The sequence below is a fragment of the Streptomyces sp. NPDC058683 genome, from assembly GCF_042716195.1.
GTDB lineage: Bacteria > Actinomycetota > Actinomycetes > Streptomycetales > Streptomycetaceae > Streptomyces.
Genome location: NZ_JBHXSK010000025.1, coordinates 75,190 through 90,006, shown reverse-complemented (window position 1 = coordinate 90,006; position 14,817 = coordinate 75,190). Strand labels below are relative to the sequence as shown.

The window sequence follows — 14,817 nt, the reverse complement described above, 5'->3', positions numbered from 1 at the left end:
GTGGACCTCGTCGCATGTCCTTGACACCCGCGGGGGCGGGCGACGTACGGTGAACCGATCGGTTTCTGACGGGTGGAGGCCCTTGATGCACGTATCCGGCGCGGCACCGCAGGGTGTGTGCTCCGGCGTGCGGCTGATCGTCCGCCGGCATGTCGACTACTGCCGCACCTGCTCCGCCGTCTGTCCTTCCGCCCTCCTCTGATCGCTGCCGGCCCGCCCGGCCGGTCCCGCTGCCGGCCCGTCCGCCGGACCGCTTGCCGTGGCCCCGCCCGGCTCTCTCGCCGTGGCCCCGAGGCCGCGAGTTCCCGTGTTTCCCGGAAGGAACGTCCATTGTCCGGCCCCGCCCTGCACCTCGCCGTCGAGATCGACGGTGACGGCGCCCACCCCGCGGCCTGGCGCCGCGCCGCCCACTCACCCGACCAGCTGCTCACGCCGCGCCGGGTGGCCGGGCTCGCCGCTGTCGCCGAGAACGCCGGGTTCACCCTGATCACCCTGGACGACGGGGTGCTGCCGCCCGGTGCCGCGCCGGATCCCGTCGGCCGGATCGGCGCGGTGGAGCGGGCGGCGTTCGTCGCCGCGTCCACCAGCACCATCGGGATCGCGCCCGTCGTCCCGGTCACGTATGCCGAACCCTTCCATGTCTCCAGCCAGTTGGCGTCCCTGGACCACATCTCGGCCGGCCGCGCAGGGTGGGTGGTGACGGAGGAGGGCCTCCCCGAGGCGGCCCGGGTGTGGGGGCGCCCCCTGGTCGCCGACGCCACCGCGCGGGCCCGGGAGTCGCGGGACGGTGTCGAGGTGGCCCGCGCGCTGTGGGACTCGTGGGAGGACGACGCGGTCATCCGGTCCGTGGCCACGAGCCGTTACCTCGACCGCGACCGGCTGCACTACATCGACTTCACCGGGGAGACCTACGCCGTCAAGGGCCCCGCGATCGTGCCGCGTCCGCCGCAGGGGCAGCTCGTCGTCCTGGGCCGGCCGGACCGGGTGCCCGCCGCGCGGCTCGACGTCGCCCTGGTCGAGGGCCACGACCCGGCGTCGGTCGCCGCGGCCGCCGCCGGTGCCGGTACGCCCCGTGTCTTCGCCGAGGTCGAGGTGGCGCTGGACACGCCGGACGCGAGCGGCGCCGAGCGCGTCGCCGACCTGGAACGGTACGCGCCCTGGCCCGACCGTGGACGGCTGCGGCACGTCGGTTCGGCGGACGGACTGGTGGCTGTCCTCGACGAGTTGAGCCGTCACGTCCACGGGGTACGGCTGCATCCCCTCGTCCTGGACGAGGATCTGCCCGTCCTCTCCCGGCTCGTCCTGCCGGCCCTGTCCGCACGGCGCCTCGTCGCCCGCCCGCTGCCCGGCACGTCCCTGCGCTCGACCCTGGGTCTGGAGCGCCCCGCCAACCGTTTCGCGGCCGCGGCCGTCCAGGAGGAGACCCGATGACCCGCACCGACCCCCTCGACGTCCCCCGGCCGGACGCCCAGCTGCACTTCGGCGTGTTCTTCCAGGGCGTCAACCACTGGACGATCTGGTCCGCCCCCGACAGCGGCTCGCAGATCGACCCGGCCTCCTTCCGGCGGGTCGCCCAGACCGCCGAACGGGGCCTGTTCGACGCTTTCTTCCTCGGTGAGGGGCTCCGGCTGCGGGAGGTCGACGGCAGGATCCACGATCTCGACGTGGCCGGACGGCCGGACGCCGTCACCCAGCTCGCGGCGCTGGCCGCGGTCACCCGCCGGATCGGCCTGGTCTCCACCTCCAACTCCACCTACAACGAGCCCGCCGACCTCGCCCGCCGGCTCTCCGGCCTCGACCTCCTCTCCGAGGGCCGCGCCGGCTGGAACGTGGTGACCACGGACAACGCCTGGACCGGCGCCAACTTCCGCCGCGGCGGCTATCTCGACCACGCCGACCGCTACCGGCGCGCCGAGGAGTTCCTCACCGTGGCCCGCGCCCTGTGGGACGGCTGGGACGACGCGGCAGTCGCCCCGTCGGTGGACGCGCCCGCCTGGTCGGTGCCCGGCGCCGTACGCCAAGTACACCACCGGGGACCGCAGTTCGACGTCGACCTCGCCCCCACCCTGCCGCGCAGCGCCCAGGGCCACCCGGTGATCTTCCAGGCCGGTGACTCCGGCGAGGGGCGCGACTTCGCCGCCCGCAACGCCGACGTCATCTTCTCCGCGCACGGCACCGACTTCGACGACGCGCTGGCCTTCGCCGAGGACATCCGGCGCCGGCTGCGGGCGGTCGGGCGGCCCGACGACGACCTGCGGATCCTGCCCGGCACCGAGATCATCATCGGCGCCACGGAGGAGGAGGCCCAGGAGAAGAAGCGCTGGATCCGGCTCCAGCAGGTCACGCCCGCCACGGCGCTGGGGATCGCCGGGCTGCTGTGGGGCATCGACCTGTCCGGCCGCGACGCCGACGGGCCGCTGCCCGCCGAGGACCCGGTCGTCGCCGGGAACGACGGCTCCTTCGGGGCGCGGCGCATCGCCGACCCGCGCACGGTGGTGGCCGAATGGCGGGCGAAGGCGGAGGCGCACGGCTGGTCGCTGCGCGAGACCGTCATCGCGCTCGGCCCGCAGCGCGGGCACGTCGGTACGCCGTCCGGCCTGGCCGACAAGTTCGCCCGGTTCGTACGGCACGGCGCGGTCGACGGCTTCAACGTCACGCCGTACCTCATCCCCGACGGCCTCGACGACATCGTCGACCTGCTCGTCCCGGCACTGCAGGAACGCGGGGTCTACCGCACCGAATACAGCGGCAGCACGCTGCGCGAACACCTCGGCCTGCGGGCACCGCTCACGCACCGCTCCGCACCCGAGCAACAACAGGCCGGCTGAACACGTCTCCCCCGTCGCACCGGACCGGCACCGGGTCCGCGCTCACCGGTGCGGCGGGGGAACGCGCCGTCCGGCTCAGTCCGCTCCGTGCCCCGTGAGCGCGAGCACGGTCTTGCCGTGGGTCAGCCCGGCCTCGTGGCGGCGGTGGACCTCGACGACGTCCGACAGGGGGACGACGGTCGGCGGGGTGTAGGGCAGTGCTCCGGAGGCCAGCGCGGACAACGCCCTGGACAGGTGTTCGCCGATAGTGGCGGGGGAACGGCGGGCGACGTCACCGATGTTGTATCCGGCGACGGTCCTGTTGTTCTTCCACAGATCCCGGACGTCCACCGTCCAGTCGGCGTCACGTCCGAGGTCCCCGTAGGTGACCACCCGGCCGAAGGGGGCCAGTACCCGCAGGCCGGCCTGGCGCACCGGACCGCCGACGGGATCCAGCACCAGGTCCACCCCGCGCCCGGCGGTGGCCTCCCGGACCGCGTCCTCGAATGCGTCCCGGACGAACAGGGTGTCGTAGCCCAGCTCGGCGGCCAGCTGGGTCTTCGTCGCGGAGCCGACCGTGCCGAGGACCCGGGCCGCGCCGAGCGCCCGCGCGATCCGCGCCGCGGCCGAACCGACTCCGCCGGCCGCCGCGTGGATCAGCACCGTCTCGCCCTCGTGCAGCCGCCCCGCGTCCGTCAGCACTCCGTAGGCCGTCGGATAGACGCACGGCACCCCGGCCGCGTGCGCCGGCGGAAGCGCACCGATGGGCCGGACGAAGTCCGTGTCGACCACGGCGAACTCCGCGTATCCGCCGAAGGCCGGAAGGTAGGCCGCGACCTGTTCGCCGACCGCCGGTCCCGTCGCCCCGCTGCCGAGCGCGGCCACCGTGCCGGAGACCTCCAGCCCGGGCACGTCGTAGCCGCCGGGGCCGTCGGGCTCGCCGAACTCGCCCCGTCGGTGCTGCACCTCGGCGAAGTTCACGCCGGCGTACGAGACCTCGATCAGCACCTGTCCCGGGCCGGGCCGCGGGGTCGGCGCCTGGATCTCTTCCAGGACCTCCGGTCCGCCGTTCGACTTGAATCCGTATGCACGCACGTGGCGTCCTTCTCTACTCGACCGATGCGCAGGCCCGACGCCGTCCCGCGGAGCGCCGTCGGCCCGTCCCCCCGACTCTCCGCCGCCACAGGCGTCCTGACGGCCTGAAACCCTCCTGCGGGAACAGGACGAAGCGCCTCGCCATTCCGCTCGGGGGGCGCCAGGATCGTCCGGGTCACCGCCGGGCCCGGCGCCGTACGGACGCGTCCCGGTCGCGCTGCCGGTCGAGGACGTCGTCGGCCGGGCAGCGCCCGCGGCGGACGTAGCGGTCGGTGTAGGCGGCGACGGCCTCCATGACCCTGGTGCCCGCGCCCAGCCGGGGCAGGGCGTCCAGCGCCGCGGCGAAACAGGTCACGGCGGCGCGCTTCAGCTCCGGGTCGGCAAGCCCGTGGCGCGCCGCGTCGGTCCACAGCGGATTGTGCGGCGCCGGGGCCCCGGCGGCCCGCTCGGCCAGTGGCTCCACCGCCCGGTTCGCGATCACCGCGGCGCCGGGGTCGTCGAACAGCGCCGTGACCACGGCGAGCGGCACGATCCACCCGTCGTCGCCGGGCTGTGCGTCGATCATGCGCAGTTCCAGGTGTCCGCGCGGCCTGACGGGCGGGAACAGTGTGCTGATGTGGTAGTCGAGGTCCGCGTGGGTCGGCGGGCGCATGGTGTGCGAGCGGGTCCACTCGCGGAAGCTCACTCCGTCCGGCACCTCCCAGGGACCGTCCCGCCGTACGCACATCACCGGTGCGTCGAGGACCCGCCGGACCCAGGCGCGTCGCGGGTCGGGGACCAGGGAGGGCCCGCCGGCCCGCCCCGGATCGAGTTCCGCCCACATCAGCTGCCGTGTGGACAGCCAGCCCGTGGCGCGGCCCTCGGCCATGGGCGAGTTCGCGAACGCCGCGACCAGGACCGCGCCCAGGTGGTGTGCCAGCCACCAGCGGCGCGCGAATCCCATGACGCCGGGCTCCTCCCGTCCGGCGTCGAGGCACACCTGGACGGAGGCCGACGTGCACATCAGGGTCCGCCCCGCCGGACCCGTACGGTCGAGGCAGGCCTCCATGGCGTCGTAGCGCCGCTCCCGCAGGAACCGGCGCGGCGTCACCCAGGGATCGACGCCCATCCCGGCCAGTAACAGGCCGTGCCCGCGCAGCGCGGTGCGCACCGCCGCCAGATCCGCAGAGACCTCCGAGACGCACTGGGCCAGCGACGGGGCCGGCCGGGAGCTCAGCTCCACCTGACCGCCGGGCTCGACGCTCAGCCCGGACGTCAGCGGCAGGGTGCGCAGTACGGCGTGGGCCGCCTCCAGGTCTTCCGGGCCCACGGAGTCGTGCGGTGCACGCTCCCGGTGGACGAGCCATTCCACTTCGACCCCGACGCTGCGCGGCGGTCCCGTCTTGAAGCACACCCCCTCGACCAGGGCCTCCGCCTCGTGTTCGGTGACAGCAGGACCGTCAACGCCGCACTCCGGTGAAACCGACATCCGCGAGCCTCCTGAGCCGCCTCAGGGCCGTCGGGGACCCGACGTCCGCTACGCGTACCGCTGTGCCTGCTGCCAGAGTCCGCCGTCCTGCCCTGTCATGACAAGAGCGCACTTTCCAGACGACTGGGCACGCGGCAACCCGCAACGGGCGACTCGGGAGGTCCCGGGCCGCCCCAGCCCGTCGAGAAGCCGGCACGGCCGCCAGGAGCCTGCCCGTGGGTCAGCGGTCCGTCACACCACGCTCACCGGATGCCGTACCACCGCGCCGAACAGGTAACCCTGCGTGTTCGGTACGGCGACGTCCGGCTGCGTACGGCCGGCCGTGTCCGTGGCGCGGGCCAGCAGGTGGGTGGCGCCGGGTTCTTCGGGTTGCCAGCCGAGGGACCAGCGGGTCCAGGTCCCGGCGCGGGGCCGGTCGTGCAGGCGGGCAGGCCGCCAGTTCGCCCCGCCGTCGGTGCTGACGTCGACCTGGGCGACGGCGCCCGCGCCCGACCACGACCGTCCGTGCAGGACGTGGCTGCGGCCCGCCGTGAACGTGGCCCCGCTCGCCAGCTCGAAGGCGCTCTTCGTCGCCTGCCGGGTGAGCGGCGCGCTGCCGCCCTCCGGATAGGAGGGGCCGAACAGCCGGTAGAAGGTGGTGTTCCAGGGCGAGTAGAGCGGCTGCGCGGACACCTCGATGTCGCCGACCCACTTGATCGAGGCGATCCCCACCCAGGAGGGCACCAGCACCCGCACCGGGTACCCGTGATCGTACGGAAGCGGCTCGCCGTTCATCTCGTACGCGAGCAGTACGTCGTCCAGCGCCTTGGCCAGCGGCAGCGGACGGCGTACCCGGCCCAGGCTCTCGCCGCCGCTGACGTACTCGGCGTCCAGGCCGCGCGGCTGCACGTCCACGGCGTGGTGGGACAGACCGGCCCTGCGCAGCACGTCGGCGAGGCGCACCCCGCGCCAGCGCGCGACCCCGATCGCTCCCAGGGTCCACGCGGTGCCGGTGACCGTGTCGCCCTGCTGTGTCGTGTAGTAGGAGCGGCCGTTGCCGGCGCACTCGACGAAGGCGGTCCGGGTGACGGCCGGCAGGGCGCGCAGATCGTCGTAGCCGAACTCCACCGGCCGGTCCTCGCCGGGGTTGCCGCGCAGCCCGCTGCCCCACAGTCTCAGCCGCCAGTCGTCGGCCTCCAGGACGGGGGTGGCGGTGTGGTTGCGTACGAAGAACAGCTCGTTGGGGGTGTGGTGGCCGGTTCCGCGCAGTGCCTCCCAGCGGGTCTCGGCGTTGGTACCGCGCTCGACGAACCACTCGGGCGGCAGCGGCTTGACGATTCCGGCGGCGGCGCGGGCGGGACGCCGGCCGCCGAGTTCGGTCCCGACGGCGGTGGCGGCGAGCAGGGTGAGCAGCCGCCGGCGGGTGACCCCGTCGGCCCTGGCCTCACCTGCGAGCCACTGGCGCAGCCTTCGGCGGTCGTAGTCGGTTTCGTGGCGGTGACCGGCAGGGGTGGAACGGGGCATGGCGGATCCTCGTCATCAGAGGGCGGAAGAGCACGACAGGGGGGTCGGTGCAAGCCAGGACAGGGCCGTCCGCCGGCACGCCCCACTGCCTACACAACTGGCCTGTAGGGCGCGCGGGTTGACGGAGGCGTCGAGGAGAGGGCGATCAGCCGGTCGTCCGACACAGCGCGGCGGCCACGCGGACGAGGTCCACGGCGCGGCGGCGAGTCAGAGGCTCCGGCGACGGCATGGCGGGATGGAAGCACGCCGGGCGGGGGGTGTCAACGGAGCGTTCGCGTCGGCGCGTTACGGCATCGCACTGGGCGAACGCACCTCGCCCGTACCGGAGTTCACCCGGCCTCCGATGGGGCGGCACAGTGGCTGCCCTGGCGGGATGATCTGGGCAGGCGCGGCTGTTGCACGGAGAACAGGACATGCAGCGGGAAGGAGCCGACATGACCGTTCAGGACGTCGACCGGGTGAGCTTCGTACAGGAGTGGGAGGAGTGGCACCGGCAGAAGGAGGCGGTGCTGGCCGGCCCGCACGGGTTCCTCGCGATCACCGGCCTCCACTGGCTCAGCGACGAGCCCACCCGGTTCGAGGACGCGCCCGGTGCCTGGTCGAGCACCGCCGACGGCGTGGTCGTCGCGTTGGACGAGGGCGAGGAGGTGACCGTCGACGGACAGACCGTGCGCGGCCGCCACGACTTCGGTGTCCTCGCCGAACGCGCCAGTGTGTACGTCGGCTGGGGCGATGCGGTGATCGAGGTCGCCAAGCGCGGCGGACACGACATCGTGCGCCCCCGCCACCCCGGTAACGCGCTGCGTACGGCGTTCACCGGGACACCTGCCTACGCGCCCGACGCACGCTGGGTGCTCTCCGGCCGCTTCCTGCCCTTCGACACCCCGCGCCCGGTGACCGTCGGCGCCGCCGTCGAGGGTCTGGAGCACGTCTACGACTCCCCCGGCCAGGTCGAGTTCGAACTGGAGGGCACTGCGCACCGGCTCACCGCGTTCAACGGCGGGACGCCCGGCGCCCTGATGGTGCTGTTCACCGACAAGACCTCCGGTGTGACCACGTACGCGGCGAACCGCTCCCTCCTGATCCCCGCCCCCGACGCCGAGGGCAGGGTGACGGTCGACTTCAACCGCGCCGCCAACCTGCCCTGCGCCTACACGGACCTGGCCACCTGCCCGCTGCCGCCGGCCGAGAACCGGCTGCCGGTCGGGATCGAGACGGGCGAGAAGATCCCGCTGGAGCGCGGCGGACGCCCCTGACGGGACCGCGTATCTCCGTGTCCCCCGCCGCCGTGGCCGTGCTCCTCGGCCGGCGGCGGGGGGCTGTCTGCGGGTGCCGGCCGCCCCGACCCGCCGTGTTCGTCTGCCGTCAGGTGCGCTGTTGCTCCGAGAGCGCCTTGGTGAAGTGGGTGACGGGGCGCGCCACCCGTTCGCCGTCGAGGGTGATGTCGACGGCCTCGTTGTAGAAGGCGAGGAGCCCCTCGACGGCGCCGACCGCGGGCAGCGGGTCCGGATAGCTCCAGACGACGTTGGACGGGACGTCGGCCTCGCCACGCCATGACCAGTACTCGGCGGTGCCCTTGTAGGGGCAGCCGGTGTGATGGTCGGTGGCTTCCAGCAGGTCGAGGCGGACGTCCTCGCGCGGGACGTAGTAGCGGGTGGGCAGGCCGGTCTCGAAGAGCAGGACCGGCCGGCGGGTGTCCGCGACGACCGTGCCGTCGATCTCGACCACGAGGTGACGGCTGCTGGGGATGGCGTCCACCCGCTTGTGCGGGTCACGGGGGTGGATGAAGATCTCTTCCTCCTCCTCGAACCAGTGGTCCAGCCCCCGCCCGACGCGCCGGAACCACTCGAAGGCGATGTGGTCGGCCAGGTCGGCGGCCGGGAAGGTCCAGGCGGCGTTCTCCAGCAGCTCGCCGTCGACCTCGACGTCGTAGAAGATCCGCGACCCGGTGTGCGTACCGGTCGGCGGGTTCTTCGCGGGCCGGAGGAGTTCCTCGCGTACCTCCGCACGGGGGAACGCGTACAGCGGTACGGGAACACCGGGCTCCCAGACGAGGACGGGACGGTGGCTGTCCACGACCGTGACGTCGCCCTTGCGGCCGCGCACCCAGCGCTCGCTCGGCTCCCACAGGAGCCCCTCGGGGGTGGTCCGCACGGCCTGCGCGGTGGGGAATGTGGTCATGACCGGCTCTCCTTCGGCTTGCTCACGCGGTGACTTCGGCGACGTAGGGGCGCTTCTCCCGCCAGGCCGCGAGCTGCTCGGGGCGGCCGAAGACCCGCAGGTACTCCTCGACGTTGCCACTGGCACGCTCCCACACCGAGACGGGTTCGAAGTCGGAGCCGTCCGGGTCGGCGAAGGCCGGCAGCGGTTCCACGACCGTGTCCAGGCTCGGATGGACGAACACCGCGGAGGAGCGGCGCGTCACCGAGCCGCCGGCCACCACGCGGTGCCGTCCGGGGCGCAGCCTGCCCTCCGTCCAGTTGGTCAGGAGGGTGCCGGTGAACACCTGGAGGGCGTCGGGCCGGATCGGTACGGAGGTCCAGGTGCCGTCGGGACGCTGACCCTGCAGGCCCGCGTAGTCACCCTCCTGGTGGAGCACGGTGAGCGCGGAGCCGTCGGCGTGTTCCAGGAGGAGGAGCTTCTCCTCGTCGGACGCGCCCTCGTACGGCCACTTCGGGTAGTTGTTGACGACCAGCGTCGTGTACACGGTGTCTCCGAGCGGGAAGGTCTCCGCGGGCACGTCCAGCACGCGCGCGTACAGGCCGAGGACGCGGCGGGCCACGTCCACGAACGCGTCCTGGTAGCGCTGGGCCGCGGCGCGCAGGCCGGGCTCCTGCGGCGGCCACACGTTGGCGTGGGCGTAGAGGGCGGCGTGCTCCGGGGTGAGCCCGGCGGCCACGGCCGCGTCCGCGTCGTCGTACTGGCCGATGTTGAACCGTTCGAGTTCGAGGCGGCCGAAGTCGTCGGGCCACTGCCGCCAGCCGCGGTTGGGGTGCCCGGTGGGGCTGGCCAGCTGTTCCTTCTCGTCGCGGGGGAGGTCGAGGACGCGGCGGAAGCCGTCGTCGAACCCGGCGATCACCTCGGTGGGGACGCCGTGGTTGACCACCTGGATGATGCCGATGGTCTCGGCGGCGCGGCGCACGGTGGCCAGCAGGTCCTCGGGGGCGTCGGCGGCGAGGACGGCGGCGAGGTCGATGACGGGGATGTCGTCCGACATGGCGGGTGCTCCTTCGGTGGTGGGTTCAGTGGGTCAAGGGGCGCAGGACGTCCGCGAGGGCCTGCGGATCGGCGTGGACGGTGACGATGTCGCCGTCGGGTACCTGGGCGCGGAACCGGTCGAGGGACACGGTGTCCAGCGGGCCGCCCTCGGTGCGGACGAGCAACGGGGCGGGCAGGGCGGCGAGTTGCTCCCAGAGGGTGTCGTCGTCCAGTGCGGTGGGTGCGTCGGCGGGGAGGCTGCCGAGGTGGTGGCGCCAGGACCAGGTGCCGTCCGCGGCCTGTTCGGTCTCCAGTTCGGCCGTGCGGGCGGCGTCGGTGGCACCGCGCTCTTCCAGCCAGGCCGCCGCCTCGGCGCGGGTGGCGAACCCGGGGCTGGGCGTGGGCCACAGTCGCAGGCCCGCAGAGAGCGTGCCGGGCAGCGCGTCCACGAGGACAAGGCGTCCGGCGCTGTGCGGGAACTTCGCCTTCAGGGCGATCGCGGCCAGCGCGCCGAACCCGGCCCCTACGACGGGCACGCCTCCCGGCGCGAAGGAACGGACGGTCTCCTCCAGCGTGGCGGCGAGTCGGCGTGGGCGATAATCGCCCCGGCCGCGCCTGCTGGAGCGGCCGTGGCCGGGCAGGTCCAGGGCGACGGCGGGCCGGTCCAGGGCCAGCAGGACGTCGTCCCAGGCGCGGGCGCCGGCACCGGCGTCGTGGAGCAGGACGACGGTGGGCTTCTGCGGGTGCCAGAAGACGCCGCCGACGTGGCCGCCGGTGGCCACGGTCACCCAACGCCGTTGGATGACGGGGGCGCTAGGCACGCCGGCGAACTCCTCGGCGGCGGTGCTGGTACTGGTACTGGTGCCCGTGCTGGTGCTGGTGCTGGTGCTGGTGCTGGTGGTCATGGGAGCTCCCAGGGCGGAGAGGGGGTCAGAGCGGGTCGGCCACGCTGAGCGCGGCGGTGGCGGGGATCCCGGCGGGCAGGTCGGAGGGGGCGAGGTGGCAGCGCACGACATGGCCCGCGCCCAGGTCGCGTTCCGGGGGCGGTACGTCCTCGCACAGCCCGGCGATCCGGCGGGTGCAGCGGTCGGCGAAGCGGCAGCCACTCGGTCGTGCCGGGGCGTTGTCGGGTGCTTCGGGCTGGCTCGTCACCACCGGGCGCGCGGCGGCCTCGACCAGCAGGGCCGTGTACGGGTGCGACGGACCGCCCAGCACATCGGCCGCGGGCCCCTCCTCGACGATCACGCCGCGGTACATGACGGCGATCCGGTCGGCGAGATAGCCGACGACCGCGAGATCGTGCGAGATGAACAGGTACGACGTCCCCGTACGGTCCCGCTGGTCGGCCAGCACCTCCAGCACCGCCGCCTGCACACTGACGTCCAGCGCGGACACCGGCTCGTCACAGATCACCAGGTCGGGACGGCCCGCGAAGCTCCGGGCGATCGACACGCGCTGTTTCTGCCCGCCGGACAGCCGGGCCGGGCGGCGTCCGAGGAGATCGGCGTCGATGCGGGCGCGGTCCAGGAGAGCGTCGAGAGACGTGCCCGAGGCGTCCGGGAGGGTCGCGAGCGCTCTCCTCAGGACCGTGCGCACGGTGTGGCTGGGATTGAGGGAGGCGTCCGGGTTCTGGAAGACCATCTGGATGCGCGGGCGCAGGCTCGCGTCGCGCCGGGAGAGGCGTGCGGGCAGTGGTTCGCCGCGCAGCCGCAGGGTGCCCTCGCCGTCGGGTGCGAGACCCGCGACGGCACGGGCGAGGGTGGTCTTTCCGCTGCCCGACTCCCCCACCAGGCCGAGGACTTCACCCTCGTGGATGGTCAGATCGACGTGGTCGACCGCGACGGTGTGCCCGAACTTCCGCACCAGCCCATGTACTTCGACGAGGGCGGCAGGTGTTTCTCTCGGCCGTTCGCCCACCGCCCCCGTGCCGACCTCCACGGTGGCCTCCCCCGGGTGCAGGCAGCGCACCGCCCGGCCCGGCACGGTCGCCGCGTCCAGCGTGGGTTCGGCCGCCCGGCAGGCGTCCTCGGCCAGCGCGCAGCGTGGCGCGAAGGCGCAGCCGGTCGTGGTCTCGCCCGGCAGCGGCAGCCGGCCGGGCAGGGGCAGCAGCGGGCGCTCCTGCCGCGTGACACCGAGGACCGGGACGGCCGCCAGCAGGCCCGCCGTGTAGGGATGGGCGGGGGCGGCCAGGACCTCACCGACGCGCCCGGTCTCGACGAGGCGTCCCGCGTACAGCACACCCACGCGATCGCACATGCGGCCGATCAGACCGAGGTCGTGGCTGACGAAGACCACCGCGGCGTTGAGCCGGCCGCGCAACTCCTTGAGCAGGCCCAGTACTTCGTGCTCGACGGAGGCGTCGAGCCCCGTCGTCGGCTCGTCCAGGATCAGCAGCCGTGGCTCCACGGCGAGGGCGGCGGCGATCACGACACGCTGCTGCTGGCCGCCGGACAACTGGTGCGGGTAGCGGTGCACGAGCCGCTCCGGGTCGGGCAGCCGTACCGTGCGCAGGAGTTCGACGGCACGCTCGGCACGCGCACGGCGTGACAGACCGCGGCCGCGCAGCACTTCGGCCAGCTGCCTGCCGATCCGCATCGTCGGATCCAGGGATCCCGCCGCGTCCTGGTGCACGAAGGCGAGCCGGGAGGCCCGCCACTCCCGCAACCGCCGTCCGCACAGGCCCAGTACGTCGGTGCCGTCCAGCCGGACACCGCCGCCGAGCACCCGCCCGCCGGGGGCGAAGTGGCGGGCCAGCGCGTACGCCAGGGTCGACTTGCCGCAGCCCGACTCGCCGACCAGACCGAAGATCTCGCCGGGGGCGACGGTGAACGACACGTCGTACAGGACCTGGGCGGAGTCGTACGCGGCGCTCAGCCCCGCCACGACGAGCCCCTGTTCGGCTGTGCCCAACCCCGCGACGACGAGCCCCTGTTCGTCCGTGCTCATTCGGCCGCACCTCCCGCGGCCCGCCGTGAGGTGTCCGCGACCAGGGCCACCCCGACCACCAGGGAGACGATCGCCAGGGCGGGCGCGAGGACCGTCCAGGGCGCGTTGTTCAGCCAGACCCGGTTGTCGGCGACGGCCGCGCCCCACTCCGGTGAGCCGGGTGGCTGGCCGAGGCCGAGGAACGAGAGGGTCGCGGCGGCGAACACCGCGTCGCCGAGCCGTGAGGTCGCCTCGACGTACACCGTGGAGCGGACGTTGGGCAGGATCTCGCGGCCGAGCAGTGACCACAGGGGTTCGCCGCGCAGCCGGGCGGCCTCGACGTACGGCTTGCCCCGCTCCACGAGCGTCGCCGCCCGTACGCTGCGTGCGACCAGTGTGGTCAGGGCGGTCGCGACGACGAACACGAGCACCGGCGTGGAGCGGCCCAGGAAGGCCACGAACAGGACGGCGGCGATGATGGCCGGGAAGACCACGACGGCGTCGACGATCCGCATCACCACGTCGTCCAGCCAGCCGCCCACCCCGCCCGTGACCAGCCCGATCACGGTGCCGGCCAGGACGGCCAGCGCGGTCGCGGCCGGCGCCACCTCCAGCACGGGGCGCGCCCCGGCGAGGGTGCGGGAGAACACGTCGCGGCCGAACTGGTCGGTGCCCAGCCAATGTTCGCCGCTCGGCGACAGGAACCGGTCCTGTGGACGCTGTACGTCGGGTGCGTACGGCACCAGATGCGGCCAGAACAGGGCGACCACCGTCCACAGCACGATCACGGCGGCTCCCACGGCGGAGGCGACGGGCAGCCGGCCCAGCCGGCCCAGCGGCCGCAGGGCGATCGACACGGTGCTCACGCAGCACCCCCGAGCCGTATCCGCGGATCCAGCAACCGGTGGACGAGGTCGGCGAGCAGCACGACCAGCATGTAGAGGGCGCCCAGCACCAGAGCGGACGCCTGGAGCGTCGGCAGGTCCTTGTCCTGCGCCGACTGCAACAACAGGGCTCCGGCGCCCGGGTAGTTGAAGAGCAGTTCGACCACGACGATGCCGCCGAGCATGTACTGGAGCTGCACGCCGAGGGCGCTGGTGGCCGGCACCGTGGCGTTGCGCAGCACGTGCCGCAGGACGATCCGGGCCGGGCCGGTGCCGCGCAGCCGGGCCGCGCGGACGTAGGGACCTTCTACGACGGCGACGGTGCTGGCGCGCACGTGCCGGGCCACATAGCCGGTGCACACCAGCACCAGCGAGATCGCCGGCAACAGCAGGTGCCACAACGTCTGTCCCAGGCCGTCGGCCCCGGGCCGGGTCTGCGCCGACGCGGGCAGCCAGCGCAGCTGCACGGAGAACACCACCAGCAGGACGACCCCGGTCACGAACTCCGGTGTGGCGCCCAGCGCCAGGGTCGTGGAGGTGATCGCCCGGTCCAGTACCCGGCCGGGGTACAGCCCCGCGACCAGGCCGAGGGTGAGCGCGACCGGCACCAGCAGCACGAACGCGAAGACCGCCAGGAACAGCGAGTGTCCGAGCCGTTCCAGGAGCAGCCCGCGCACCGGCACGTGCAGCGTGTACGACGTCCCCCAGTCACCGGTGACGAAGTGCCCGAGCCAGCTCCCGTACTGCACGACGAGCGGCCGGTCCAGGCCGAGTTCGTGGTTGAGGGCGCGCACCGAACCGTCCGTGGCCTCCCGGCCCAGGACGGTGCGGGCCACGTCGCCGGGCAGTACCTGGGTGGCGAGGAAGACCAGGAGGGAGACCGCCAGCAGGGTCAGGGGGACGGCGGCGAGGCGGCGGAGCAGGAACCGGGTCATGG

General features: G+C 73.6%; 12 protein-coding genes. 3 read left to right on the top strand and 9 right to left on the bottom strand.

The genetic code is table 11. The annotated features are described in order from the left end of the window. The first annotated feature begins 330 nt into the window (after nucleotides 1–330). Entirely contained in the window at nucleotides 331–1,431 is a 1,101-nt protein-coding gene (locus tag ACFWXC_RS27190; RefSeq protein ID WP_384482809.1) for an LLM class flavin-dependent oxidoreductase, read from the top strand. Beyond that, nucleotides 1,428–2,828, top strand: coding sequence for an NtaA/DmoA family FMN-dependent monooxygenase (locus tag ACFWXC_RS27185; RefSeq protein WP_384482807.1), 1,401 nt, complete (start codon nucleotides 1,428–1,430; stop codon nucleotides 2,826–2,828). Before ACFWXC_RS27190 ends, ACFWXC_RS27185 begins: the two co-directional genes overlap by 4 nt. Before the next feature lie 75 nt (nucleotides 2,829–2,903). Here ACFWXC_RS27185 and ACFWXC_RS27180 read toward each other — a convergent pair whose 3' ends face one another. The 3 genes from ACFWXC_RS27180 to ACFWXC_RS27170 form a co-directional block, all read right to left on the bottom strand. Next, entirely contained in the window at nucleotides 2,904–3,902 is a 999-nt protein-coding gene (locus ACFWXC_RS27180) for a zinc-binding alcohol dehydrogenase family protein (protein WP_384482805.1), read from the bottom strand. A 175-nt stretch (nucleotides 3,903–4,077) separates the two neighbouring features. Next, complete coding sequence (egtA, locus tag ACFWXC_RS27175) at nucleotides 4,078–5,370, bottom strand: ergothioneine biosynthesis glutamate--cysteine ligase EgtA (RefSeq protein ID WP_384482803.1); 1,293 nt, start codon at nucleotides 5,368–5,370, stop codon at nucleotides 4,078–4,080. A 231-nt stretch (nucleotides 5,371–5,601) separates the two neighbouring features. Beyond that, a complete protein-coding gene (locus ACFWXC_RS27170; protein WP_384482801.1) occupies nucleotides 5,602–6,873 on the bottom strand; it encodes a sulfite oxidase in 1,272 nt (423 codons plus the stop codon). Between the two features lie 434 nt (nucleotides 6,874–7,307). On the opposite strand from ACFWXC_RS27170, the gene ACFWXC_RS27165 reads away from it, so the two are divergent. Continuing rightward, nucleotides 7,308–8,129 carry a DUF1684 domain-containing protein gene (locus tag ACFWXC_RS27165; protein WP_384482799.1) on the top strand — a complete coding sequence of 274 codons (822 nt, stop codon included), beginning with the start codon at nucleotides 7,308–7,310 and terminating at the stop codon, nucleotides 8,127–8,129. 109 nt (nucleotides 8,130–8,238) lie between these two features. On the opposite strand, the gene ACFWXC_RS27160 is transcribed toward ACFWXC_RS27165, so the two are convergent. The 6 genes from ACFWXC_RS27160 to ACFWXC_RS27135 are packed head-to-tail and all read right to left on the bottom strand — an operon-like array spanning nucleotide 8,239 to nucleotide 14,815. Continuing rightward, entirely contained in the window at nucleotides 8,239–9,054 is an 816-nt protein-coding gene (locus tag ACFWXC_RS27160) for a DUF427 domain-containing protein (protein WP_384482797.1), read from the bottom strand. Nucleotides 9,055–9,076: 22 nt separating this feature from the next. Then, complete coding sequence (locus ACFWXC_RS27155; protein ID WP_384482795.1) at nucleotides 9,077–10,090, bottom strand: 2-oxoglutarate and iron-dependent oxygenase domain-containing protein; 1,014 nt, start codon at nucleotides 10,088–10,090, stop codon at nucleotides 9,077–9,079. Nucleotides 10,091–10,115: 25 nt separating this feature from the next. Further along, entirely contained in the window at nucleotides 10,116–10,976 is an 861-nt protein-coding gene (locus tag ACFWXC_RS27150; RefSeq protein ID WP_384482794.1) for an alpha/beta fold hydrolase, read from the bottom strand. Between the two features lie 25 nt (nucleotides 10,977–11,001). Beyond that, nucleotides 11,002–13,017, bottom strand: a complete 2,016-nt coding sequence (locus ACFWXC_RS27145) for a dipeptide ABC transporter ATP-binding protein (RefSeq protein ID WP_384482792.1) — start codon at nucleotides 13,015–13,017, stop codon at nucleotides 11,002–11,004. Beyond that, nucleotides 13,014–13,862 carry an ABC transporter permease gene (locus tag ACFWXC_RS27140; protein WP_384482790.1) on the bottom strand — a complete coding sequence of 283 codons (849 nt, stop codon included), beginning with the start codon at nucleotides 13,860–13,862 and terminating at the stop codon, nucleotides 13,014–13,016. The genes ACFWXC_RS27145 and ACFWXC_RS27140 overlap by 4 nt, the downstream gene beginning before the upstream one ends. Then, nucleotides 13,859–14,815 carry an ABC transporter permease gene (locus ACFWXC_RS27135; protein WP_384482788.1) on the bottom strand — a complete coding sequence of 319 codons (957 nt, stop codon included), beginning with the start codon at nucleotides 14,813–14,815 and terminating at the stop codon, nucleotides 13,859–13,861. The genes ACFWXC_RS27140 and ACFWXC_RS27135 overlap by 4 nt, the downstream gene beginning before the upstream one ends. Nucleotides 14,816–14,817: the final 2 nt, after the last annotated feature.

What these genes read in the sequence shown, in the direction of transcription:
- ACFWXC_RS27160 (WP_384482797.1), bottom strand. Translation starts at nt 9,054, where the DNA reads ATGACCACATTCCCCACCGCGCAGGCCGTGCGGACCACCCCCGAGGGG.
- ACFWXC_RS27185 (WP_384482807.1), top strand. Translation starts at nt 1,428, where the DNA reads ATGACCCGCACCGACCCCCTCGACGTCCCCCGGCCGGACGCCCAGCTG.
- ACFWXC_RS27145 (WP_384482792.1), bottom strand. Translation starts at nt 13,017, where the DNA reads ATGAGCACGGACGAACAGGGGCTCGTCGTCGCGGGGTTGGGCACAGCC.
- ACFWXC_RS27150 (WP_384482794.1), bottom strand. Translation starts at nt 10,976, where the DNA reads ATGACCACCAGCACCAGCACCAGCACCAGCACCAGCACGGGCACCAGT.
- ACFWXC_RS27170 (WP_384482801.1), bottom strand. Translation starts at nt 6,873, where the DNA reads ATGCCCCGTTCCACCCCTGCCGGTCACCGCCACGAAACCGACTACGAC.
- egtA (WP_384482803.1), bottom strand. Translation starts at nt 5,370, where the DNA reads ATGTCGGTTTCACCGGAGTGCGGCGTTGACGGTCCTGCTGTCACCGAA.
- ACFWXC_RS27165 (WP_384482799.1), top strand. Translation starts at nt 7,308, where the DNA reads ATGACCGTTCAGGACGTCGACCGGGTGAGCTTCGTACAGGAGTGGGAG.
- ACFWXC_RS27155 (WP_384482795.1), bottom strand. Translation starts at nt 10,090, where the DNA reads ATGTCGGACGACATCCCCGTCATCGACCTCGCCGCCGTCCTCGCCGCC.
- ACFWXC_RS27135 (WP_384482788.1), bottom strand. Translation starts at nt 14,815, where the DNA reads ATGACCCGGTTCCTGCTCCGCCGCCTCGCCGCCGTCCCCCTGACCCTG.